Source organism: Alicyclobacillus pomorum DSM 14955, from assembly GCF_000472905.1.
GTDB classification, from domain to species: Bacteria; Bacillota; Bacilli; order Alicyclobacillales; family Alicyclobacillaceae; genus Alicyclobacillus_A; species Alicyclobacillus_A pomorum.
Genome location: NZ_AXAR01000016.1, coordinates 59,323 through 81,009, shown reverse-complemented (window position 1 = coordinate 81,009; position 21,687 = coordinate 59,323). Strand labels below are relative to the sequence as shown.

Genomic DNA, 21,687 nt, shown 5'->3' with positions numbered 1-21,687 from the left:
GGTGAAAGGAGTTTAACGAACACGCATGATAAAACGAGAATTTATGGTCGCAGGTCGACCCATGGTTCTGGAGACCGGCAAGCTTGCGAAACAGGCGACTGCAGCCGTCAACGTCAGGTACGGCGACACGGTCGTCTTGTGCACAGTGACCGCCTCACAGGAACCAAAGGACCTGGACTTTTTTCCACTCACGGTGAATTACGAGGAACGCTTTTACGCCGTCGGGAAGATCCCAGGCGGATTCATCAAACGGGAAGGTCGCCCGAGTGAAAAGGCCATATTGGCATCGCGGCTGATTGACCGGCCTATCCGACCCTTGTTTCCGGAGGGTTTCCGCAATGACGTGCAGGTCGTAGACATTGTGATGTCTGTGGACCAGAACTGCGCACCTGAAATTGCGGCCATGATTGGTACTTCGGCGGCACTCACCGCGTCCGATATCCCGTTCGACGGGCCGATTGCGGGTGTTATCGTCGGGCGGGTCGACGGGGAACTTGTCATCAATCCCACGCTGGCTCAGGCGGAAAAAAGCGATATGCACCTCGTCGTGGCAGGCACGAAGGACGCCATTATGATGGTGGAAGCGGGCGCGAACGAAGTCCCGGAAGAAGAGATGCTGGAAGCCATTCTGTTTGGTCACAAGGAGATTCAAAAGATTGTCGCGGAAATCGAGGCGTTCGTGGCAGAGGCGGGTGTTCCGAAGCGCGAAGTCCAGCTGCATCAGGTGGATCCGGAACTGGACGCAGCAATTCGCGCCTACGCCACGGAGAAAATCAAGGTGGCGGTGCGGAATCCAGACAAGCTTGCCCGTCAGGCTGCCGTAGACGCGGTGAACGCAGAGACACTCGAAGCCTACATCGAGCAGTTTCCGGAGAAAGAAAAGGATATTGCCGAGGTCTTGCACGATATTTTGAAAGAGGAAGTGCGTAGCGCCATCCTCTTTGAAGGGATCCGGCCGGACGGTCGCAAAATGGACGAAATCCGACCGATTTCCTGCGAAGTGAAGCTGTTGCCGAGAGCGCATGGGTCGGCGTTGTTTACACGTGGGCAGACCCAGGTGATGTCTGTGTGCACGCTCGGTGCACTGGGTGACGAGCAGATTTTGGACGGACTCGGCGTTGAGGAATCCAATCGTTATATGCATCACTACAATTTCCCGCCCTTCAGTGTGGGGGAAGCCCGGCCGTTGCGCGCGCCCAGTCGACGCGATATTGGGCACGGCGCGTTAGGGGAACGGGCGTTGGATCCCGTCATTCCACCACCGGAGGAATTCCCTTACGCCATTCGCGTTGTGTCTGAAGTGTTGGAGTCAAACGGGTCCACTTCACAGGCGAGCATCTGTGGAAGCACCATGGCCTTGATGGATGCGGGCGTTCCGATTAAGGCACCGGTGGCCGGCATCGCCATGGGGCTGGTGAAAGAGGGAGATCGCGTGGCCATCCTGTCTGATATCCAAGGCCTGGAGGACCACTTGGGCGACATGGATTTCAAGGTTGCCGGAACGGCAAAGGGCGTAACGGCGCTGCAGATGGACATCAAGATCAACGGGATCAACCGAGACATCCTCGAGCGCGCTTTACAGCAAGCCCATGAAGGTCGGATGTTCATCCTGGGCAAGATGTTGGAAGCCATTTCTGAGCCGCGTGCCCAGATGTCTCCATATGCGCCGCGTGTCATCACATTGCGGATCAACCCAGACAAGATCCGGGATGTGATTGGACCTGGTGGTCGCGTCATCAACAAGATTATTGAAGAAACCGGCGTGAAGATTGACATTGAGCAGGACGGACGGATCTTTATTTCGGGTACCGATTCGGACGGTGCGGCTCAGGCGAGAGAGCAAATTCTCAACATCACGCGTGAGGTAGAGGTTGGCAAGACCTACGTGGGAAAAGTGACACGTGTGGAGAAATACGGCGCGTTCGTGGAAGTTCTGCCAGGAAAAGAAGGGCTTGTGCACGTGTCACAACTGGATGTCAACCGCGTGAACAAGGTGGAGGACATCTGTAAGGTGGGCGACCTGATTACGGTCAAAGTGACTGAAATCGACGCGCAAAACCGGATTAACCTCTCCCGCAAGGAAGCCCTGAAAGACCAGGGTACTTCGGCAGGGTAATCCAATCCGATGCAAAGACCACAGACGCATCCTTGAGTCTTCTCAATCCCTCCAGGGTATGGAGGGTTTTTGCACGTATTGGGCACGATAATGCCGAGTGCGTGTGGAACGATTGAGGAGGGTGACGAGAGGATGCGATGGGTTCTGTTGACGTTAGCGCTCTTGCACACGGGGGGCATCGTCTGGCCGTGGCCAGTCATAGCGCAATCGAAAGTGACGCCTGCATATGCCAAGATGAGCGACTTGGACACGGTGCGAAAAGCGGGTGAAACCTATGGGCGGAGCCCGGTGGACGCGAGAATGGACCGCGTCTGGCACGCCATTCCCGGCTTGAGTGGGTGGAAGCTGGACCCGGCGGCGAGCGAACGGGAAACACAACGAGCCAAAGATCACCGCATTCACCTGGTTTGGCAAGCTGTACAACCTCATGTTTCTATCCGGCAACTCCCTCCTGAACCCATATACAAAGGTCCAAAAGAGGAACGTTCGGTGGCGTTGATGTTTAACGTGTCCTGGGGAGAAGAGTTCGTCCCGGGCATTCTGCGTACGCTGCAAGAGGAACACGTACACGCCACGTTCTTCCTCGATGGCGCTTGGGTCAAAAAGCACCCGGAGCTGACGAAGGAAATCTATGCGGCAGGGCACGAAATTGGCAGCCACGGATCTGGTCACCCTGATTTTCGCCGTCTGGCAAGCCGGGCTTTGGAACAGCAAATCGTTGTCACCAACACCGTCATCCATCATACCTTGGGAATAGATCCCACTTTGTTGGCGCCTCCGGCCGGTTCGTACGACCAACGTACTGTCGAGCTCGCGCATCGTCATCACATGTACACCGTGCTGTGGACGGCGGATACCGTGGACTGGAGAAGGCCAGCCCCAAGCGCTATTGTGGAGCGCATTCGAAGGCACGTGGAACCGGGCGCATTGATTCTGATGCATCCCACTCGGCCCACTCAACAGGCGTTGCCGACTTTGCTGGAAATATTCAGAAAGAATGGGTACACATGTAAAACGGTTGGACAGGTGGTCCACGAAGAGGCTGTGGTGAAGCCCCCTGCTTCCTTGAGTCCGAAATCGTGATTTGCTATATTTATCTAGCGTTTGTAAGAGGAGTGAACCCCGCTGAGGGAGGTAGCAACATGACGTATCGCAGAACGCTTTCCAATGGCGTCCGTGTGGTAGGAGAAGAAATCCCGTCGATGCGATCCGTGAGTATCGGAGTATGGATTGCAACAGGTTCTCGATATGAAAACATCCACAACAACGGTATCAGTCATTTTCTGGAGCACATGTTGTTCAAAGGCACTGAACGCCGGACTGCGCGCGAGATTGCAGAAGTGTTCGATGGCATCGGGGGCCAGGTGAACGCGTTTACGTCTAAGGAATACACGTGTTACTACGCGAAGGTGCTCGATGAACACTTTGGACTCGCTGTCGAAACTTTGTCCGATATGCTATTTCATTCAAAGTTTGCGCCTGAAGAGATAGAGAAAGAGAAAAAGGTCGTCATTGAAGAAATTCGCATGTATGAAGATGAACCAGACGAACTGGTGATGGACGTACTGGCGGAGGGTGTATACAGCGGCCATCCGCTTGGCTATACGATTCTTGGACTGGAAGACAACCTGCGGGCGTTCTCCCGAAACGATATTCAAGCGTATGTGTCGGATAGATATAAGCCCTCCAACATGGTCGTTGCTGTTGCAGGCAATATTTCTGAGGAACAAGCCATCGCTGAAGTGGAACAATATTTCAGTACTGCGCGTGCGCACACCGAGGGGGACGAGCCACAGTTGACGGTCCCGACCTTCACTCGCGGCTTGAGCGTGCGGCAGAAAGACATTGAACAGGCGCACATTTGTCTTGCGGCCGCTGGCTTGCCGGCCGGTCACGAAGATTTGTACGCGCTGGTATTGCTCAACAACGCACTGGGCAACTCCACCAGTTCCCGGCTGTTTCAAGAGGTCCGGGAAGACCGCGGGTTAGCCTACTCTGTGTTCTCGTTCCACACCGCGTATAAGGACTGTGGCATGTTCGGAATCTACACTGGCACGTCTCCCGAACACGTTGCCGAGGTCATGTCCATCATTGACCGCATCTGTGAGGACGTTGCCGAACATGGGTTGACCGAAGAGGAGCTCAGGAAAGGCAAAGAGCAGGTGAAAGGGTCCATGATGCTCAGTTTGGAGAGTACGAGCAGCCGCATGAGTCGCCTCGGCAAAAATGAACTTGTGCTCGGGCGGGAAGTGACACTGGATGAAACGTTGCGCGGTATTCAGAACGTCACCGCAGCGGACGTCCAACGCGTCGCGCGAGCCATTCTCACGCAACGTTTTGCGTTAGCGGCGGTCGGGCCCATCGATGAAGGTGCGTTTGCTAAATATCAATGATAGTGGAGGAACCGCATGAGTCAGGGTACTTCGCCGATTGAGGTCGGCTACGTCGCTGTTTCTCATTTGTACAAGCCCGAATATGAGCCAAAGTACGCGACGGCCGGTGCAGCGGGCATGGATTTACACGCGTGTATTGACACCCCGCTCACCTTAGCACCCGGACAGCGCATCCGGGTGCCGACGGGCATCGCTTTGCAATTTCCTGGTCCGTGGGTGGTTGGCCTGGTCTACGCTCGAAGTGGCTTGGCTTGGCGGCACGGAATTGGTTTGCCCAACGGTGTCGGCGTGATAGATAGCGACTACACAGGAGAAATCCAGGTCCTACTTACCAATTTTTCGGATCAGCCGTTTGTGATTCATCCGGGAGACCGCATTGCGCAAATCGTTTTTGCTCCGGTGTACACGGCGAGGCTCGTCGCCGCGGAATCGCTCGTGGAGACAGACAGAGGAGCGCGCGGATTCGGATCGACCGGGGTGGCACCAAGAAAGTCCGACATGTGACGCATACGCATCGGCGGTCTGGTCCTGGAAATACAGTGTACATGAAGAAAACCATCCCCGAGGATGGCTCTCACAGACGGCCTATGGATTGTGTAGGTAGAATTCGACTTAATGGCCTCCTCCGCCAGAATCCGCTAACCGGGTGCGCTCCATCCACGCCCACAGCGTAAGCGCCATGGTCAGCAGTCCGGGAATGACCACGGCCCAAAATTGTCCGATTTCATAATGCCCCAAAAACGCCTGTGCGGCGACGAACCATAATCCGCAAGCAAACGTGACCGCAGTTAACCCGTTGTGCCTCTCCACATGGTCCGTCATGGCGCTCCATATCGACACCCCCACCAAAATCAGCCCCACAATGACACTGGCCCGCGTTGCATATCTCTGATTGGATATGCCGAGCACCCACGGTGACAAGGCCAGCCACACACCGATGGCCGCGTTTACCCAGTCTCTCCATTTCACGAGGAATCCCTCCATGCCAGCCCTTCAACCGCTTGAAGGTGCTTTTACACGTATTGTCGCCCCCGACGGGAACAATCATCCGTTCACGCCATCACTTTCTCCGTGAATGGCCTTCTGCACCCCTACCCCAATCTGCTCATACATTACAGCGGAACACATTCCGGAAGAGATGGGGGTAAGGCCGTTCATGCTGACAGGCCGCAAACTTGCTTTCGTCGGCGGCGACGCGCGCCAGATTGAAGTCATTGCGCAAACGACGGAACTGGACGCCAGTGCAACGCTCATCGGGTTTGAAGAACTACCACGTCGGTTTACAGACACGGCGCTTGTCACGCTGTCGACGGAGGTGTTCGCGGACGTCGATGCGGTCGTCTTGCCGGTGGCAGGCATGGATGACGATGGTCGCGTGGAAACCCGGTTCAGTGGGGAAGGTCACGTGGTGCTCACGGAGGATCATTTTGCCGCCATGAAGCCTGAGACGTTTGTGTTTACTGGCATTGCGAGACCGCGGTTGGCGGATTGGTGCCGCAAGTATCCAGTAAACTTGGTGAAATTGATGGAATTGGACGAGGTGGCCATTTTGAATTCCATCCCGACTGCGGAAGGCGCCATCGCACTTGCCATGCAACATACGGACATCACCGTTCACGGTGCACGCGCGCTGGTGCTAGGCTTTGGCCGGTGTGGAAAGACGTTGGCGCGCACGCTGGATGCCCTGGGGGCGAAAGTCACGGTGGCGGCGCGTCGCCCAGCAGACTTGGCTCGCGTTCGGGAAATGGGGCTGCAGCCCGTTCACATGGGAGCACTGCTCGAAGCGGTGGCGGACGTCGAAATGGTGTTCAACACGATTCCAGACATGATTCTGAGCGCCGCCGTGTTGTCCCAGATGGCAAAGGATTGCGTCATCATCGATATTGCTTCCAAACCTGGTGGCACGGACTTCCGCTATGCGGAACGGAGAGGTATGACGGCCATGCTCGCACCGAGCCTGCCAGGTTTGGTCGCACCGAAGACGGCGGGGCGGATCATCGCTGACAGTGTTTGCCGGATTCTGGCAGAGTCTAGGCCGGTATCATAAAGGAGGTTGTCCTGTTGGAACTCAAGGGGAAGACCATTGGATTCGCAGTGACGGGATCGCATTGTACGTATGCAGAAGTATTTCCTGAGGTTGTAAGACTTGTTTCGATGGATGTAAACGTCATTCCGATTTTCTCGAATACGGTATTGCAGGTATCCACCCGATTCGGTGAGGCGGGTGAATGGGCCAAGAATATCGAAGAGGTGACGGGAAACAAGGCCATTACGACGCTTCCAGAAGCCGAACCGCTAGGGCCTTCCAAGAAGTTGGACTGTTTAGTGATTGCTCCATGTACGGGAAACTCCCTCAGTCGCTTGGCCAACGCAGCGACTGACTCGTCGGTGTTAATGGCGGCGAAGTCCACCCTGCGCAATGACAGGCCCGTGGTGCTTGCCATATCGACGAACGACGGCCTTGGGCTCAATCTTTACAATATTGCCAAATTGATCAATATGAAAAATATCTTCCTTGTTCCATTTGGGCAGGATGCACCACATGTTAAAATGAATTCATTGGTGTCTTTAATGCGCCTCATACCGGAGACGTGTGAAGCGGCACTGGAAAAACGCCAGTTACAGCCGGTGTTAATTGAGCGCTGGCGGGAGGAGCGTCCGTAATCCTCCAGACTCGCGGGAACGAAGGAGATAGCCGATGAAGAAAAAAGAACGGTACAATATCGCGGTGTTGGGCGCGACCGGAGCAGTTGGCCGCGCCATGTTGCATACGCTGGAGCGTCGAGGATTTCCCATTGGAGATTTGCGTCTGTTGGCGTCGCCGAGATCGGCTGGTCAGACTTTGGAGTTTGGTGGGCGCCTCTACGAGGTCCAGGCGGCTACTGAAGAAGCGTTCGCCGGCGTGGATATCGCCTTGTTCAGTGCCGGTGCGTCAGCTAGTTTGACATACGCTCCACTGGCGGTCAGGCAAGGCGCTGTCGTGGTGGACAACAGCAGCGCGTATCGGTTGGAACCGGACGTACCGCTGGTCGTTCCAGAAGTAAACCCGGATGCAGCCTTCTCGCACAAAGGAATCATCGCCAACCCCAACTGTTCCACCATCCAGCTTGTGGTGGCCTTGAAACCGTTGGTCGAATTCGGCATCGAGCACGTATCGGTGTCCACCTATCAGGCAGTCAGTGGCATGGGGCAAAAGGCCATCGACGCGTTGACTGCGGAGGTCGGGGGCAATGCCGAGACGACGTTGTTCCCCACAGCGAGTCAGGACACGCGGTACCCGATGGCTTACAACGTTTTGCCGCAGTGCGATGTCTTTCTCGACAACGGATATACCAAAGAGGAAATGAAGCTACTCAACGAGTCTCGCAAGATTCTCGGCCTGCCGGATCTCAAAGTGAGTCCGACAGCTGTCCGGGTGCCCGTCATCTACGGTCATTCGGAATCCGTCGCCGTGCGGTTTTCGAAACCTGTCAGCGCAGAAGAGGTTCGCGCCAAACTGACGGGTGCGCCGGGCGTGGTTGTGGTAGATGATCCACAGCACGCGCGCTTCCCACACCCGCGCATGGCGGAAGGAACCGGCGATACGTTTGTCGGACGCATCCGCCAGGACCTGGCTGATGAGTATACGGTGCTAATGTTTGTCGTAGCAGACAATCTGCTGAAGGGTGCAGCGTGGAACGCTGTGCAAATTGCGGAGCTGCTCGTACAAGGCGCGGAGGCGTAAGTCGTAGCCTCCGTACAGAGGCCGCGCTCAATACTGGATTGATATTCGGCGCACGCCGCGATGGCGTGCGTGTGGTCCATGATGACGGAAGAATTGCGTGGCAGCATTGGACAGGAAGGGTGGATCATGAAAATACTAGTACAGAAATTCGGAGGAACGTCGGTCGCGACACAGGAACGGCGGCTGGCTGCCGTTGCACACGTAGAGGATGCGCTCGCCAACGGGTACCGGGTGGTGGTTGTCGTCTCCGCCATGGGCCGTCGAGGCGATCCGTACGCGACAGATACCCTCCTGGGTCTCATTGATGACCCCAATCACGTCTCTACACGGGACTTGGATATTTTGATGTCCTGCGGGGAGGCCATCTCAGCGGTGGTGTTTTCCAGTGTGTTGCGTGCACGTGGTCACAATGTGCTGGTCTTGAACGGTGGCCAGGCGGGGATTGAGACAGATGACAGCTTTGGCAATGCGCGAATCCTGAGGGTTCGGCCACAACGCATCCTGGATGCGCTCTCTGCTGGACAAATTGTGGTTGTAACGGGCTTTCAAGGTGTCACGGCAGAAGGAGACATCACGACGCTCGGACGGGGAGGCAGCGACACGACCGCCACTGCGCTGGGCGTCGCGTTGGACGCCGAGTACGTGGATATTTTCACGGATGTCGAGGGTGTCATGACGGCCGACCCTCGGATTGTCTCTTCGGCCCGGCGTCTGGACCAAGTGACGTACGCCGAAGTGTGCAACTTCGCCTATTCTGGTGCTAAGGTCATTCATCCTCGAGCCGTTGAAATCGCGATGCAAAAGAACATTCCGATTCGCGTCCGGCATACCGAATTGAAAGATGAGGGCACACTCATCACGAACGACTCAACGGTCCTGGAAAGTCACTCGGTGACAGACCGATACGTGACCGGTGTCGCGCAGACAGCGAATATTACACAGATTGTGATTGACCAACCCGGTGTCAACGCGTACGACGTATTTCAAGCGATGGCCGAGCACAATATCAGCGTCGATATTATTTCCGTGTCACCGGACCGGATTGCCTACACTGTAGCGGATTCAGAGGCGCGGCGCGCAGTCGATACGTTGGCGACGCTTGGGTTGAACCCAAAGATGGTCCCGGATTGTGCCAAAGTCGCTGTCGTGGGGGCTGGCATCGCTGGTGTGCCGGGGATTATGGCGAAAATTGTGGGCGCGCTGATGCAGCACGGCGTAGAGATTCTGCAGACGGCAGACTCTCACACCACCATCTGGTGTCTTGTGAAACGCCAACAGATGGAAGTGGCTGTGCGGGCGTTGCACCAGACGTTCGGTCTGGACCATGCAAACGAATGAGAAAAGAGGAATGGATATGGACTTTGGAAGACTGTTGACGGCGATGGCGACACCGTTTGCGGCGGATGGGAGCGTCGATGTCGCTGGGCTGAAGCGGCTCGTAGACCATTTGATTGATACTGGCACGACGGCTTTGGTCGTATGCGGAACGACGGGTGAGTCGCCGACATTGACGCACGACGAGAAGTTGCTCTTGTTCGAGAAGACGTTGGAGTTCGCAGATGGTCGGGTACCGGTCATCGCGGGAACAGGCGGGAACAACACGGCCGAATCTATACGCTTGTCCAAGGAGGCACAATCCATCGGCGTCCAAGGTTTGCTGTTGGTTGCGCCGTATTACAACCGCCCGACGCAAGAGGGGCTGTACGCACACTATGCGGCTGTCGCGGAGCAAGTTGAACTGCCCATTATTGTGTACAATATTCCGCCGCGCAGCGCGGTCAACATCGAGGTCGACACACTGTTGAAGTTGGCGCAAATTCCGAACATCGTCGCCGTCAAGGAATCCAGCGGAGACTTTTCACAAGTACTTCGGCTATGTGCGCGGAAGCCGGATGACCTCCTGGTGTACAGCGGGGATGACAAGTTTACGCTGCCGATGATGGCCCTTGGCGCGTACGGCGTGATCAGCGTCGCATCACACGTCGTGGGTACGGAAATGACATCGATGATGGAGGCGTACCTGGGCGGAAATGTGACAGAAGCGAAACGCTGGGCGTTGCGACTCCTTCCCATTTTTGAGGCCCTTTTCCGGACCTCGAATCCGGCTCCCTTGAAGGCGGCACTGCAGTTACTCGGCTTGCCCGCAGGGGGCGTACGGCTCCCGTTGGTTCCGGCGCCGGAGCACGTGGTGCTGGAATTGCGTTCGGAGTTGGAGCGGCTCGGAAAACTCTAAATCGAGGGCGTGCCTAGGGTTGGACAGAGATGTCCAGCCCTTTTCTCGTTTCAGAGTTGTGCAGACCGGCTGGACTGGATATAATAGTATTAAAGTGACTGGTGCGGCTTTGAATTTCAAAGAACGAACATCATCACTATCATCGCGTGATGTATGGGGAGATCTGTGCGTTTTGTCGCTCAACTGGACGGCGGGCAAAAGAACGGCGACAGATAGGCAACCCGAAATGAAAATGACGCGGTAAAGAGACAAATATCCGTGTATCTTTTGGCTGTAATTTTATGTAAAAATATCATGATTTTAGTATGCTTTGCTTTGCGCAACGGAGGTGCAACTTTGGCTAAAAACAGTTTGAAACTTTCCATCATTCCGCTTGGCGGGGTTGGAGAAATCGGCAAAAACATGACGGCGTATCGCTACGGTGACGATATTATTGTGGTGGATGCTGGGCTCAAGTTTCCGGAAGAAGAAATGCTTGGCATCGATGCAGTCATCCCCGATATCACGTACTTGATGGACAACAAGGACAAGGTGCGCGGTATCTTCTTGACACACGGACACGAGGATCATATCGGCGCCCTTCCCTACGTGTTAAAGAACTTGCCTGTGCCCGTGTACGGCACGCGACTGACATTGGGATTGGTCGAGAACAAACTCCGAGAGCACGGGCTTCTGGAAACATCTAAGCTCATCAAGATTGACGGCAATCGTTCGGTGCGTGTCGGCGCCTTTGAAGTGAGTTTCTTCTACGTTAATCACAGCATTCCGGACACAGGTGGATTTGCCATCGATACGCCAGAGGGCCTGGTGGTGCATACTGGCGACTTTAAATTTGACCACACCCCGGTGGATGGTCGTCCGGCGGATTTGGCGAAACTGGCTGCTTATGGTGAGCGAGGGGTATTGGCGTTGGTGGCCGATAGTACCAATGCCGAGCGAGAAGGATTTACGCCATCGGAGCGGGTGGTCGGCAAGACCATAGACGAGATTGTGGCCAATGCGCCGGGACGTGTCATTTTGGCGACGTTTGCGTCCAACATTCACCGCTTGCAACAAGTGATTCAGTCCGCGGAACGGCATGGTCGAAAAGTGGCAGTGGTTGGCCGGAGCATGGTCAACAATATTCAAATTGCGTCTCAGTTGGGGTATCTGGAAGTCGGTCCAGCAACCCTCATCGACTTGGACGACGTAGGTAAAATGGATCCGGAAAAGCTGGTCATCTTGTCCACGGGTAGTCAGGGTGAACCGATGTCCGCACTGACGCGGATGGCACGGTCTGCACACCGCAAGATTGAAATTCTGCCTGGAGACACCGTGGTGCTTGCCAGCTCCCCGATTCCTGGCAACGAAAAGTATGTATTTCGGACAATCGACCAACTGTTCCGCGTTGGCGCCAACGTGATCTATCGCGGAGTGCACGTTTCGGGTCACGGCAGTCAAGAAGAACTGAAATTGATGTTGAATCTGACGAAGCCGAAGTACTTTGTGCCGGTGCATGGCGAGTACCGCATGCAACGCGTGCACGCGAAACTGGCAACCGATGTCGGTGTAGATGAAGAAAACATTTTTATTCTGGACCTCGGCGATTCCATTGACATTGAAAATGGTGTCGCACACCTCGGGGCGAAGATTCCAGCCGGCACCGTCATGATTGATGGATTGGGTGTCGGTGACGTGGGCAACATCGTGCTCCGAGATCGGAAGTTGCTGTCTCAGGATGGCATTCTGGTCGTCGTGGTGACCCTGTCCAAGGCTACAGGCGCTGTGATGTCCGGTCCAGATATCATTTCGCGGGGCTTTGTCTATGTGCGCGAATCGGAAGCGTTGTTGGACGAGGCCACCAAGTTGGTTGAAGCGACGCTGATTAAGATGGTATCCGACAACATCAGCGAGTGGTCGTCACTGAAGACCGCAGTCCGGGACACGCTCGGGCGCTTCCTGTACGAGCAGACACGCCGTCGCCCGATGATTTTACCCATCATCATGGAAGCGTGACGCACGCTGCTTCGTTGCGTGTGAAACGGCTCGCCGCCACAACGGCGGGCTGTTTTTGCATGTAGAGCGACTCGCTGTCCCATACTATTCAGGAGTGGCGATGCTGAAAGGAGTGGGGCAGCGTGGATTCAGATGAGCGCGTGGCCGCCGTGTTGCGAAGCACCACCACAGGTGCTGCGGAGACGGCGCCGGCGGAGCCGGCAGAGAACACCGAACAACGCGCGGGTGTGGCCCGAAATGTGGAGGCCCTAGGTCAGACCAATCCCGTGCAGTCGGAATCCAATATCTATTGCTTGACGATTATCGGCCAAGTTGAGGGACATGTGGTACTGCCGCCTCAGAACAAAACCACCAAATATGAACACTTGATTCCACAGTTGGTGGCTGTCGAGCAGAATGAAGCCATCGAAGGGCTGTTGCTGGTGCTGAACACCGTCGGTGGTGACGTCGAGGCAGGGTTGGCCATCGCGGAGATGATTTCCAGTGTAAGTAAGCCCACGGTGTCCATTGTGCTCGGCGGAGGACACTCCATTGGAGTCCCGATTGCTGTCAGTGCCGACTATAGTTTCATTGCGGAAACCGCGTCCATGACCATTCACCCGATTCGGCTCACTGGGATGGTGATTGGCGTCCCTCAGTCGTTTGAGTACCTCGAGCGGATGCAGGAGCGAGTGACGAGGTTTGTCGTCGAGCATTCGAACATCAGTGAGGACGTGTTCCGAAAACTCATGCTCAATACTGGAGAAATGGCCCGTGACATCGGAACCACCGTCGTTGGCCGCGACGCCGTGAAATACGGGCTGATAGACGAAGTTGGGGGATTAGGACAGGCCATGGCGAAACTTCACCAGATGATAGACATGCGCAAGTCCGTACGGACCGAAACAGGAAAGGATGCGCTACAATGACATTGTTGTGGTCGATTGTACCTACCGAGTTTGTGTTCGCATCCACGGATTCAGCGGCGCCCAAGTTCCGAGAGCTGAAGATGGAGGGAGCGACGATGGTAGTGGAACCGCTGCCTGGGGGCATGGGGAGAATTGAACGGGTCATCAGTGGCAATCCCCAGCATTACTTGCGCCCCGAGTGGCAGCCAGGGCAGTACATTGCACTGTCTCCCCTCGCGTTGTCGTGATCAGCGCATTGCAAAGTTTCACTCGGATTGTGGGAATCGGTGCGAAATGTGCGGTCGGTGATGACACCGGCCGTTTTTCATTGGCAGGAATGGAGACCGCAAACTCGAAGTTATTCAGGTGGCGATTCGTGCGCTGTATGCGGTGAGAACCGCGACACCCGTAGAACGTGGGAGGCACAGAATGGGAAAGAAGAAACACCAACAAAACATCTTTTATTACGAACTGATTGGTTTGGTCATCTTGACCGTTAGCATTCTGGCGCTGGGGAGACTCGGTGTAGTCGGCCGCAACTTGGATGTCATTTTCATTTTTTTGGCTGGGTCGTGGAGTTTCCTTGTGCCCATTTTTACGGGCTATGCAGGGATTTACATCATGGTGAAGCGCACGTATTTCCCATGGACGAGCAGACACATGGGAATGCTCGTACTGTTTGTCACATGGCTTACATACATACATCAAGGGTTTTACAGCGACATCGCCAGTTATCACACCACGTCTTTGTTCAATGCGACGTGGAACGCCATCATAGAGCTGCGGAATTACGTCTTAAACGGGCAAACGAGTGCCGGAGCGGCGCCCCCGGAAGCCGGTGGGGGGCTGATTGGGTATGTGGTATTCTCCGTCTTTCATTATCTGTTCGCTGCTGTTGGCGTGATGGTCGTCCTTCCAGTCTGCGCCATCATCGGATTGGCCTTGTTCTTGGAAATTTCCGTTGTGGCGGTGGTTCAACGCGGGACGAAGTGGATGGAAAAGCGGCTTGAAGGGTTGTGGAAAGGGAGCAAGCAGTACGTGGAACTGCTGTTCGGCCCGGACAAAAAAAGTGACGCTGAGGGCAAGAAGGACACCAAAGCCTCGAACAAGCGATCCCGTAAACCCCACAAGTCGAATCCGCTCGTGGTGGACGGAGAGTTGGTTGACGAAACACCGGCGTCGTCTGATGTAGAGGTTCATGAACCCATTGTTCACGACTTTACAGCGAAACTGCGGGCCAAGCATGCTGCCGAGTTGGAAAAGCCGGTGCTGGAGCAATCAGGTAACCAGATCACGGTGCGCTTTCCAGAAAAGAAGAGCGATGTGGTAGACCCACCGAAACGGGAACCGAAGAGCGAACCGTACGCGGTAGGCGCACCTGTGCGCGACGAAAGCTACGAATTACCGCCCGTTCGCATGTTCAAACTTCCGGCGGCGCCGAATGGACGGTTTTCGCAAAAGAGTGTGCAGGAAAACGCACGGAAACTGGAGATGACCCTAGAGAGCTTCGGCGTCCAGGCCAAGGTCCTTGAAATTAGCAGAGGGCCTGCGGTTACGCGATACGAGGTGCAACCAGCAGTCGGAGTGAAAGTGTCACGGATTGTCAGCCTCACGGATGACATCGCATTAGCGTTGGCTGCGCGCGATATTCGCATTGAAGCACCTGTGCCCGGCAAGCCGGTGGTTGGCATCGAGGTACCGAACGATGAAGTGGCCGTCGTGACCCTTCGTGAAGTTCTCGAGTCTCCCGATTTTCAAGCTGAGAAGAGCAAGCTTGCATTAGCCCTAGGGAGAGACATTTCCGGTGCCGCCATTGTCGGCAATTTGCAGAAGATGCCGCACTTGCTCGTCGCAGGGGCTACCGGTTCAGGGAAGAGCGTGTGCATCAACGGCATCATCGCATCGATTCTCATGAAGGCGAAACCACACGAGGTCAAGTTTCTTATGATTGACCCGAAAATGGTCGAACTGAGTGGATACAATGGAATTCCGCACTTGCTGGCACCGGTCGTAACAGACCCGAGGAAGGCCGCGTTCGCGCTGAAGAAGATTGTTGAAGAGATGGAGTCGAGGTACCGTCAGTTTGCCGATAGGGGGGCCCGAGACATTGAACGATACAACCAATTGATTCAACAGGATGGGCTCGATCCACTGCCCTACATTGTCGTGATTGTAGACGAACTTGCCGACTTGATGATGGTGGCCCCTGGCGATGTGGAAGACGCCATCTGCCGCATCGCACAAATGGCGCGCGCGGCGGGCATCCATTTGATTGTGGCGACGCAGCGCCCTTCGGTCGACGTCATCACCGGTCTCATCAAAGCCAACATTCCAAGCCGCATCGCGTTTGCAGTTTCGTCTATGGCCGACTCGCGCACCATTCTCGATGGTGGCGGCGCGGAAAAACTGCTCGGGCGAGGTGACATGTTGTACATGCCTGTGGGCGCCTCGAAACCGGTGCGCGTACAGGGGGCGTACGTGTCAGAACAGGAAATTGAAGCGCTTGTTCAATACGTGAAGAGCCAACAAAACGTTGTGTACACGGTGGACCTCAATCACGTGGAGGAGGCTGCGGAATCCGCGACCCAGCATGAGCTCGACGCGTTGTTTCCGGACGCAGTAGATCTGGTGGTCGACACGGGACAGGCTTCCGTATCCATGATTCAGCGGCGTTTCCGCGTCGGTTATTCTCGCGCGGCTCGGATTGTTGACCAAATGGAACAGGAAGGTCTGGTGGGGCCGTTTGAGGGCAGCAAACCACGTGAAGTGCTGATAAACCCGTTGCAGTGGCAGGAGATGAAGCAAAAGTACGTGCGGCAAGACGGATAAGTCAATCATATTCCGCGTGGCATCGACATACAGATGGTAAGGACAAGCGCTGGAGGTGTCCGAGTATGTCGATGTTGAGGCGGCCATTTCGACCGCGCAATCTTCTCATTTGTGTCATCATCCTATGCGCTGCTTCGTATACAGCGTGTTTAGCTAGTTTGCACCTTCAACCGCCGTCTTCGGCCGCCGCTGATTTGTCGGCAGCCACCGCGTCAGACGTTGCGATATCGCCCCAAGACGTCCCGGATTCTGTGTTGAAAGCTTTACAGTTGCATTTGACCGATGTGCCTGGCCTTCAGGAATGGGCGGTGTTACCCGCGGCAGGAGGAAACGGATATAGCGTCAGCGCGACCGTGGAACTCGCGCTGAATGGCGGCGTTGGGCAGAAGGACGAAACCGTGGACAGAGACATCATGGCATTCTTTCAGGGGATCTATGGAAGCGGCGCAGACGTGGCCGACGCGCACATTTACTTTCTGCAGGACGGCCGCCCTGTGGCAGGTGCAGGCCTTGGACAATCCACTTACGACAAACTCGGAGTCACAGCATCCACGTCTCCAGCGACGTTCACCAATGTCATTGCGGAACAACCCATGCAAACGAGTGATGGTCCGGACGACTGTTGGTTTGAATCCACGCTGGACGAGGGAGGGGCAGACGCAGAGTAACACAAAGGGGGCGCCGAAAGCGTCCCCCGTTTCATGCTATGGCCTGCGCGGCAGTCCTATCATGTAGGCCTGCGTGAAGCCAATGTTGCTTTTCCGAACTTCTTTCATCAAGGCACGGACAATGGGTTCGTGGCCCGTGCGCATCAGTGTCTCTATGATGGTCTGCGTCGTAAACGGTTCATCTACAGATGCGGCGACGTCAGGATTTTCACCTAGACATATCACCCATCGGTCATCGTAGTGATCGCCACGACGCGCTTTATACGCCCGTTCGTACAAATCTACCACGGTGAACGGCAGATTCAGTACGCGAAGATAAAAGTCTAACTGGTATAGCGCCTTTGCGACGGACAGGTGCTCTCCCCCCGTACTCGGCATGCGAATTCCCACCTCTCACGAACATTATCCGCTGTTCTCAATAGAAAGGCAAGAGAGAACTGGGGTAGAAAATGGTACAATAAGACGTATTCATCGTTTGTCGTGATTTGCGAGGGTCACATCTTAGTGCATAGTGAGTTACGAGACGTACTGTGGAGGCATACGCACGGGATGAATTTGGGACAAAAGATGCGCTTGTGCACTGCGGTGACTTCGGCACTGGTGTCGGCAGGCTGCGGCGCTCCTGATTTGCAGAATATGAAGCCATCCGTGTGGAAACCTGCTGCGCTGGTCATTGTCGTGAATGACCCCGCCAGTTGGTCCGACCAAGAGGTGCAGTCGCTGGCGTCGGCGCAAAACGTGGTTACGAAAACTGTGACTTGTACGGAGGCATCCTTGCCTTCTGTGCTGCAAACGGAGGGCGCCCGCGATACGGTTGGACTGGTTGTGATTGTCCGTCCAGGAAAGCCAACGCAAGAGATGGAGAACGCGGCACGACAACGTCCGGAGGAACGGTACGAGTGGATAGCGACGGATGCATCGTCCATCCACGTGCCGAACGTTCGTCAAGTTGTCACAGATTCCGTGACGACAGCCTATGCCATTGGATGGCTCGCGGCCAACGTGGCCGTCGCGCACAACGCCTATGGTCCCGCTGTCGGTTGGCTCGCGTCCGGAACCAACAGCGTGGCAACTGTGGCCAAACGGTCTGCGCTCGCAGGTGCATACGCGGCTGCTTCGGGTGTAAGTATGGTGCCGGTGCAGATACCGTCAAACCTTTCGCAGCCACTGACCAGGTTTCCCGACGTGGTCATTGCGGATCACCCGTTGTCCGCCAGTGAGGTTTCCGTTCTGCAGGTGTTGCATGCCACAGTCTTTTCACTGTGTCCTCAGCCAAACGTGTCCGCAGTCGCTGCACAACCAGGATTTCCTGGGCCGGATGCGGTGATGAAAGACGTTTCGGCCTTTGCAAACCGACGCTGGAATGATGGCACTGTAACCGCAACGCCATCTCCTCTGTTGCAGTTGAATCCGTCGTTGATTCCGTCAAACGTACTTGCCACGTGGCGAGGCATGTCGCGGACACTCGAGAATCACACCATCCCGGTAGACTCGGCTTGGAATCAAGTTCCGAGTGCACTGCAACAGCAGTGGCAAACGAGCCTTGGGTTGGGTCACTGAAGTCAATCACGAGGTTTATCTGTCAAGGGGAAGGAGTCAAGCGAGCGATGTCGAATGTACAGCAGTGGTTGCAGGGAGACGCTGTGGATGTGTACTTTCAGTACAAAATATTGAAGGACCGACCTGGTTTACTGGGAGACGTCGCGTCGCTTCTCGGGATGCTCGGATTCAATATTCTCCAGCTTGGCGGCGTGTCAGAAACAGGTCGCGGTTTTCTGTTGCGCACAAATCGCCCTGAATCGGTGGAAGTGCTGCGGACCATGGTGAAATCGTTGGAGGACATCGAACTCAGCGCGTTGCGACCACCGTCTCTTCGGGATCGCATTGCGTTGAGACACGGCAAGTTCATCGAACGCAGTGACACGGAGGCGAAAACGTATCGGTTCGTGCGCGATGAATTGGGGATTCTCGTCGACTTTCTTGGCGAACGCCTCAAGCGCCCTGGCCGTCAGGTGATTGGCGTGAGAGGACAACCGCGCGTCGGAAAAACGGAGTCCATCGTCGCGGCGAGTGTCTATGCCAACAAACGTTGGACCTTTGTATCGTCTACCCTGTTAAAGCAAACGATAGTTCGTGAACTGAGACAAGATCAGTTGGATTCGGACGCGTTCGTATATATCATTGACGGGGCAGTATCCACGCTGCGCGGAGATGAGCGGCACCTGTGCCTAGTGGACGAAGTGCTGGGCCTACCGGCTCCGATTGTCATTGAGCACCCTGACATCTTCGTCAAGCGTACGCATTTTGGATGGCAATTGTTCGACTTGCTCATTGAGCTTCGCCGTCACCCGGATGAACTCATTCAATACGAAGTCTACGAACAAGAGGCCGCCAGGTGGAACGAAGAGTAAGGTGATGTTTCGCAACAGGTTTGAGACAGGTTTGGCGCGAAGGTGCGTTGTCTGTCGCGAAAGCGGGAGCATCGTGACGGAGCTGAACCGTGTTTTCGTTGACGTGATGCAGAACGTGGAAGTGGCAGCTATACTCTGAAAGAGGTTGCCGCAGGGAGGGATTCGATGAAGGAATTAGGCCGAGTGTTGCGCAACAAGCGTGAACAGCTTGGAATCAGTCTCGATGAACTACAGGCGAAAACAAAGATCCGAAAGCGTTACTTGATTGCGCTAGAAGACGGAGACTGGGAGTTGCTCCCGGGCGATGTGTATGCCAGAGGGTTTGTACGCAGCTACGCAGAAGCGGTTGGCTTAGATGGCGCGGAGTTGCTCGAAAAGTACATAGGTGACCATGTGGAGGCAGATACCGAAGGTCGGCCGGGTGAAGGTGAATCGCCCGTGGGAGGGGAACTTGAAAAGCCTTCAGTATTCCCTGAGAAGGTACCACAGGAACTGACGGAATCGGTACGGCAGCCCCGGAGGAAAAATACGTCTATGTCGAGGTCTGTGGTGAACCCGCGGCGCAAGCGTGGCCGCAATGTCACGGGGGAGGCCGTTGCTGTGGTTGCGATTTTGGCGGTGGTCGGCGCAGCATGGTGGTTCATTGGCGGTTCGGGTCAAGGCGAGCATCCCAAAGACAACAACTTGTCCATGTCACCCCAGTCCAATGCAGTGAACAAGCCATCCAATACGACTGCAGCCGGGCAAGGCAATGCGGTGAATCACGGAGTAGGGAATCAAGCTATGTCGAATGCGGGCGGCGCGGGGAGAGGAGCCCCGACGGCGCTAAAAGTTGTGTCTCAATCGTTCACGAACAACGAGCAGACCTACGTTGTGGCTACTTCGGCTCCGCTGAACGTGCAACTGCAAGCGACAGGCAGCTGCTGGCTGCAAACGACGGCTGACGGCAAGATGGTGGATTCGGGTGAAACGGTCTCCGCCAACGGCCAGCGGTCATGGACAGCGAATCAGTCCATCCGCATTCGCCTCGGGTTACCGTCATCAGTTACCATTTCAGTGAATGGACAATCGCTTCAATTGCCAAACACCAACAATCCGATTTGGGTTACGGTGACAAAGGGGCAGGCACAGTAAATCGCGAGCGCCGAGCGCTCAAGTCTCAAGCCACTTAGACATCAGGCTTTGCTCTTCAAGGAGGGAATTCATTCGATGGCTAAGGACGCGTCTTTTGACATCGTCTCGCAAGTGGACATGCAAGAGGTAGACAACGCGGTCAACCAGGCGTTGAAGGAAATTCAAACGCGATTTGACTTTAAAGGAAGTAAAAGCGACATCAAATTCGACGGAGAGTCGTTGACGTTGATTTCGGACGACGAATACAAGTTATCCGCGCTCACCGACATTCTTCAGACGAAATGCGTCAAACGCGGAATTTCTTTGAAAGCGTTGAAAATGGGCAAGGTGGAGCCTGCCTCTGGCGGCACGGTGCGGCAGGTGGTGGCGCTTCAGCAGGGAATAGATCAGGACACCGCAAAACGGATTACGAAGTTGATAAAGGATTCCAAGCTGAAAGTGCAAGCGAGTATTCAGGGAGATCAAGTACGCGTGAGCGGAAAGAGTCGGGATGATCTGCAAACGGTCATCCAAGTGTTGCGCGACGCGGATCTCGACGTGCCGTTGCAATTTACGAATTATCGCTAGCAACCGAACCGTGTTTTGACAGCCTAATTTGCGGTGGGCTATACTGGTGTATGGCGAAGATTGGCTCCTGGCAAACGGGCTATCGATTGCAGGCGAACCCAGTCTCTTTCCGACAAGTTGGACACCGGAATGGGGAGTGTTTTGATTGAATCTGGCTAACCGAATTACGATAGCCAGAATCTTTTTGGTGCCTGTGGTCATTTTTCTTTTGTTGGTAAGGTTCGACTTTCTCACAGTCACTATCAACCATCGGACCACAACTGGAAGTGAAATGGTCGCAGCTCTTGTGTTCATCATTGCTGCCAGCACGGATGGCTTGGACGGATACATCGCGAGGAAGCGGAAAATCGTCACCAACTTTGGTAAGCTTCTGGATCCGCTCGCCGACAAACTCCTCATTTCCGCCGTTCTCATCAGCCTGGTTGAAATGCAACGGCTGTCTGCGTGGGTTGCCATTCTCATCATCAGCCGGGAATTCGCGGTCACTGGGTTGCGGTTGGTTGCGGCGACGGAAGGAATTGTCATTGCGGCCAGTAGGATTGCGAAGTGGAAAACGGCTTCGCAAATCGTTGCCATGGTGGCGCTGATTATCAACAATTTTCCGTTTTCCTACGTCGGTTTTCCCTTTGACGTCGTCATGGTCTACGTGATGGTTATCACTACGGTGATTTCAGGCATAGACTATTTCGTCAAAAACAAGCACGTGATTGAAAACGTCGGATGACGCGGA

The 21,687-nt window shown here is 55.1% G+C and carries 21 protein-coding genes; 19 read left to right on the top strand and 2 right to left on the bottom strand.

What is annotated here, in order from left to right:
• Window positions 1–25: 25 nt before the first annotated feature.
• The 4 genes from YWK_RS0114810 (at window position 26) to dut (ending at window position 5,013) form a co-directional block, all read left to right on the top strand.
• A complete protein-coding gene (locus YWK_RS0114810; protein ID WP_035467187.1) occupies window positions 26–2,116 on the top strand; it encodes a polyribonucleotide nucleotidyltransferase in 2,091 nt (696 codons plus the stop codon).
• A 132-nt stretch (window positions 2,117–2,248) separates the two neighbouring features.
• A complete protein-coding gene (locus YWK_RS20155; protein WP_051375632.1) occupies window positions 2,249–3,199 on the top strand; it encodes a polysaccharide deacetylase family protein in 951 nt (316 codons plus the stop codon).
• Between the two features lie 59 nt (window positions 3,200–3,258).
• Complete coding sequence (locus tag YWK_RS0114800) at window positions 3,259–4,509, top strand: M16 family metallopeptidase (RefSeq protein ID WP_026965408.1); 1,251 nt, start codon at window positions 3,259–3,261, stop codon at window positions 4,507–4,509.
• Window positions 4,510–4,524: 15 nt separating this feature from the next.
• Window positions 4,525–5,013, top strand: a complete 489-nt coding sequence (gene dut, locus YWK_RS0114795) for a dUTP diphosphatase (RefSeq protein WP_084453750.1) — start codon at window positions 4,525–4,527, stop codon at window positions 5,011–5,013.
• Between the two features lie 108 nt (window positions 5,014–5,121).
• Here the strand turns inward: dut and YWK_RS20150 are convergent, their stop codons facing one another.
• Window positions 5,122–5,478: an SPW repeat protein gene (locus YWK_RS20150; protein ID WP_051375631.1), complete on the bottom strand. Its 357-nt coding sequence runs from the start codon at window positions 5,476–5,478 to the stop codon at window positions 5,122–5,124.
• Between the two features lie 187 nt (window positions 5,479–5,665).
• Between YWK_RS20150 and dpsA the strand changes: the two genes are divergently transcribed.
• The 10 genes from dpsA (at window position 5,666) to YWK_RS0114740 (ending at window position 16,845) form a co-directional block, all read left to right on the top strand.
• The gene (dpsA, locus tag YWK_RS0114785; RefSeq protein ID WP_026965406.1) at window positions 5,666–6,556 is read left to right on the top strand and encodes a dipicolinate synthase subunit DpsA; all 891 of its coding nucleotides are present in this window, start codon (window positions 5,666–5,668) and stop codon (window positions 6,554–6,556) included.
• A gap of 14 nt (window positions 6,557–6,570) precedes the next feature.
• Complete coding sequence (locus YWK_RS0114780) at window positions 6,571–7,173, top strand: dipicolinate synthase subunit B (RefSeq protein ID WP_026965405.1); 603 nt, start codon at window positions 6,571–6,573, stop codon at window positions 7,171–7,173.
• A 34-nt stretch (window positions 7,174–7,207) separates the two neighbouring features.
• Window positions 7,208–8,233: an aspartate-semialdehyde dehydrogenase gene (locus YWK_RS0114775; protein WP_026965404.1), complete on the top strand. Its 1,026-nt coding sequence runs from the start codon at window positions 7,208–7,210 to the stop codon at window positions 8,231–8,233.
• Between the two features lie 126 nt (window positions 8,234–8,359).
• Window positions 8,360–9,571, top strand: coding sequence for an aspartate kinase (gene dapG, locus YWK_RS0114770; RefSeq protein ID WP_026965403.1), 1,212 nt, complete (start codon window positions 8,360–8,362; stop codon window positions 9,569–9,571).
• Window positions 9,572–9,587: 16 nt separating this feature from the next.
• On the top strand, window positions 9,588–10,466 hold the full coding sequence (gene dapA, locus YWK_RS0114765; protein ID WP_026965402.1) for a 4-hydroxy-tetrahydrodipicolinate synthase: 879 nt from the start codon (window positions 9,588–9,590) through the stop codon (window positions 10,464–10,466).
• Between the two features lie 294 nt (window positions 10,467–10,760).
• On the top strand, window positions 10,761–12,461 hold the full coding sequence (locus YWK_RS0114760) for a ribonuclease J (protein ID WP_051375639.1): 1,701 nt from the start codon (window positions 10,761–10,763) through the stop codon (window positions 12,459–12,461).
• Window positions 12,462–12,583: 122 nt separating this feature from the next.
• Window positions 12,584–13,369, top strand: a complete 786-nt coding sequence (locus YWK_RS0114755) for a ClpP family protease (RefSeq protein ID WP_026965400.1) — start codon at window positions 12,584–12,586, stop codon at window positions 13,367–13,369.
• Complete coding sequence (locus YWK_RS0114750; RefSeq protein WP_026965399.1) at window positions 13,366–13,596, top strand: YlzJ-like family protein; 231 nt, start codon at window positions 13,366–13,368, stop codon at window positions 13,594–13,596. Before YWK_RS0114755 ends, YWK_RS0114750 begins: the two co-directional genes overlap by 4 nt.
• A 181-nt stretch (window positions 13,597–13,777) precedes the next feature.
• Entirely contained in the window at window positions 13,778–16,177 is a 2,400-nt protein-coding gene (locus YWK_RS0114745; protein WP_026965398.1) for an FtsK/SpoIIIE family DNA translocase, read from the top strand.
• Window positions 16,178–16,242: 65 nt separating this feature from the next.
• Window positions 16,243–16,845: a hypothetical protein gene (locus YWK_RS0114740; RefSeq protein ID WP_026965397.1), complete on the top strand. Its 603-nt coding sequence runs from the start codon at window positions 16,243–16,245 to the stop codon at window positions 16,843–16,845.
• A gap of 36 nt (window positions 16,846–16,881) precedes the next feature.
• Here YWK_RS0114740 and YWK_RS0114735 read toward each other — a convergent pair whose 3' ends face one another.
• Window positions 16,882–17,223 (bottom strand): hypothetical protein, encoded by a 342-nt coding sequence (locus YWK_RS0114735; RefSeq protein ID WP_026965396.1) that lies wholly within the window; start codon window positions 17,221–17,223, stop codon window positions 16,882–16,884.
• A 171-nt stretch (window positions 17,224–17,394) separates the two neighbouring features.
• On the opposite strand from YWK_RS0114735, the gene YWK_RS0114730 reads away from it, so the two are divergent.
• The 5 genes from YWK_RS0114730 (at window position 17,395) to pgsA (ending at window position 21,681) form a co-directional block, all read left to right on the top strand.
• Window positions 17,395–18,405 carry a hypothetical protein gene (locus YWK_RS0114730; protein WP_026965395.1) on the top strand — a complete coding sequence of 337 codons (1,011 nt, stop codon included), beginning with the start codon at window positions 17,395–17,397 and terminating at the stop codon, window positions 18,403–18,405.
• Window positions 18,406–18,452: 47 nt separating this feature from the next.
• Window positions 18,453–19,256 (top strand): DUF3388 domain-containing protein, encoded by an 804-nt coding sequence (locus YWK_RS0114725; RefSeq protein ID WP_051375630.1) that lies wholly within the window; start codon window positions 18,453–18,455, stop codon window positions 19,254–19,256.
• A 165-nt stretch (window positions 19,257–19,421) separates the two neighbouring features.
• Window positions 19,422–20,390, top strand: coding sequence for a helix-turn-helix domain-containing protein (locus YWK_RS0114715; protein WP_026965393.1), 969 nt, complete (start codon window positions 19,422–19,424; stop codon window positions 20,388–20,390).
• A 75-nt stretch (window positions 20,391–20,465) separates the two neighbouring features.
• Window positions 20,466–20,957, top strand: a complete 492-nt coding sequence (locus tag YWK_RS0114710; RefSeq protein ID WP_026965392.1) for a YajQ family cyclic di-GMP-binding protein — start codon at window positions 20,466–20,468, stop codon at window positions 20,955–20,957.
• A gap of 145 nt (window positions 20,958–21,102) precedes the next feature.
• Entirely contained in the window at window positions 21,103–21,681 is a 579-nt protein-coding gene (gene pgsA, locus YWK_RS0114705; protein ID WP_026965391.1) for a CDP-diacylglycerol--glycerol-3-phosphate 3-phosphatidyltransferase, read from the top strand.
• The last annotated feature ends 6 nt before the right edge of the window (window positions 21,682–21,687 follow it).

Coding starts and splice junctions, on each gene's coding strand:
- YWK_RS0114775 (WP_026965404.1), top strand. CDS start 7,208: ATGAAGAAAAAAGAACGGTACAATATCGCGGTGTTGGGCGCGACCGGA.
- YWK_RS0114710 (WP_026965392.1), top strand. CDS start 20,466: ATGGCTAAGGACGCGTCTTTTGACATCGTCTCGCAAGTGGACATGCAA.
- dut (WP_084453750.1), top strand. CDS start 4,525: ATGAGTCAGGGTACTTCGCCGATTGAGGTCGGCTACGTCGCTGTTTCT.
- YWK_RS0114750 (WP_026965399.1), top strand. CDS start 13,366: ATGACATTGTTGTGGTCGATTGTACCTACCGAGTTTGTGTTCGCATCC.
- YWK_RS0114800 (WP_026965408.1), top strand. CDS start 3,259: ATGACGTATCGCAGAACGCTTTCCAATGGCGTCCGTGTGGTAGGAGAA.
- YWK_RS0114745 (WP_026965398.1), top strand. CDS start 13,778: ATGGGAAAGAAGAAACACCAACAAAACATCTTTTATTACGAACTGATT.
- YWK_RS0114730 (WP_026965395.1), top strand. CDS start 17,395: ATGAATTTGGGACAAAAGATGCGCTTGTGCACTGCGGTGACTTCGGCA.
- YWK_RS0114760 (WP_051375639.1), top strand. CDS start 10,761: ATGATTTTAGTATGCTTTGCTTTGCGCAACGGAGGTGCAACTTTGGCT.
- YWK_RS20155 (WP_051375632.1), top strand. CDS start 2,249: ATGCGATGGGTTCTGTTGACGTTAGCGCTCTTGCACACGGGGGGCATC.
- dapG (WP_026965403.1), top strand. CDS start 8,360: ATGAAAATACTAGTACAGAAATTCGGAGGAACGTCGGTCGCGACACAG.
- YWK_RS0114725 (WP_051375630.1), top strand. CDS start 18,453: ATGTCGAATGTACAGCAGTGGTTGCAGGGAGACGCTGTGGATGTGTAC.
- YWK_RS0114715 (WP_026965393.1), top strand. CDS start 19,422: ATGAAGGAATTAGGCCGAGTGTTGCGCAACAAGCGTGAACAGCTTGGA.
- YWK_RS0114810 (WP_035467187.1), top strand. CDS start 26: ATGATAAAACGAGAATTTATGGTCGCAGGTCGACCCATGGTTCTGGAG.
- dapA (WP_026965402.1), top strand. CDS start 9,588: ATGGACTTTGGAAGACTGTTGACGGCGATGGCGACACCGTTTGCGGCG.
- dpsA (WP_026965406.1), top strand. CDS start 5,666: ATGCTGACAGGCCGCAAACTTGCTTTCGTCGGCGGCGACGCGCGCCAG.
- YWK_RS0114740 (WP_026965397.1), top strand. CDS start 16,243: ATGTCGATGTTGAGGCGGCCATTTCGACCGCGCAATCTTCTCATTTGT.
- YWK_RS0114735 (WP_026965396.1), bottom strand. CDS start 17,223: ATGCCGAGTACGGGGGGAGAGCACCTGTCCGTCGCAAAGGCGCTATAC.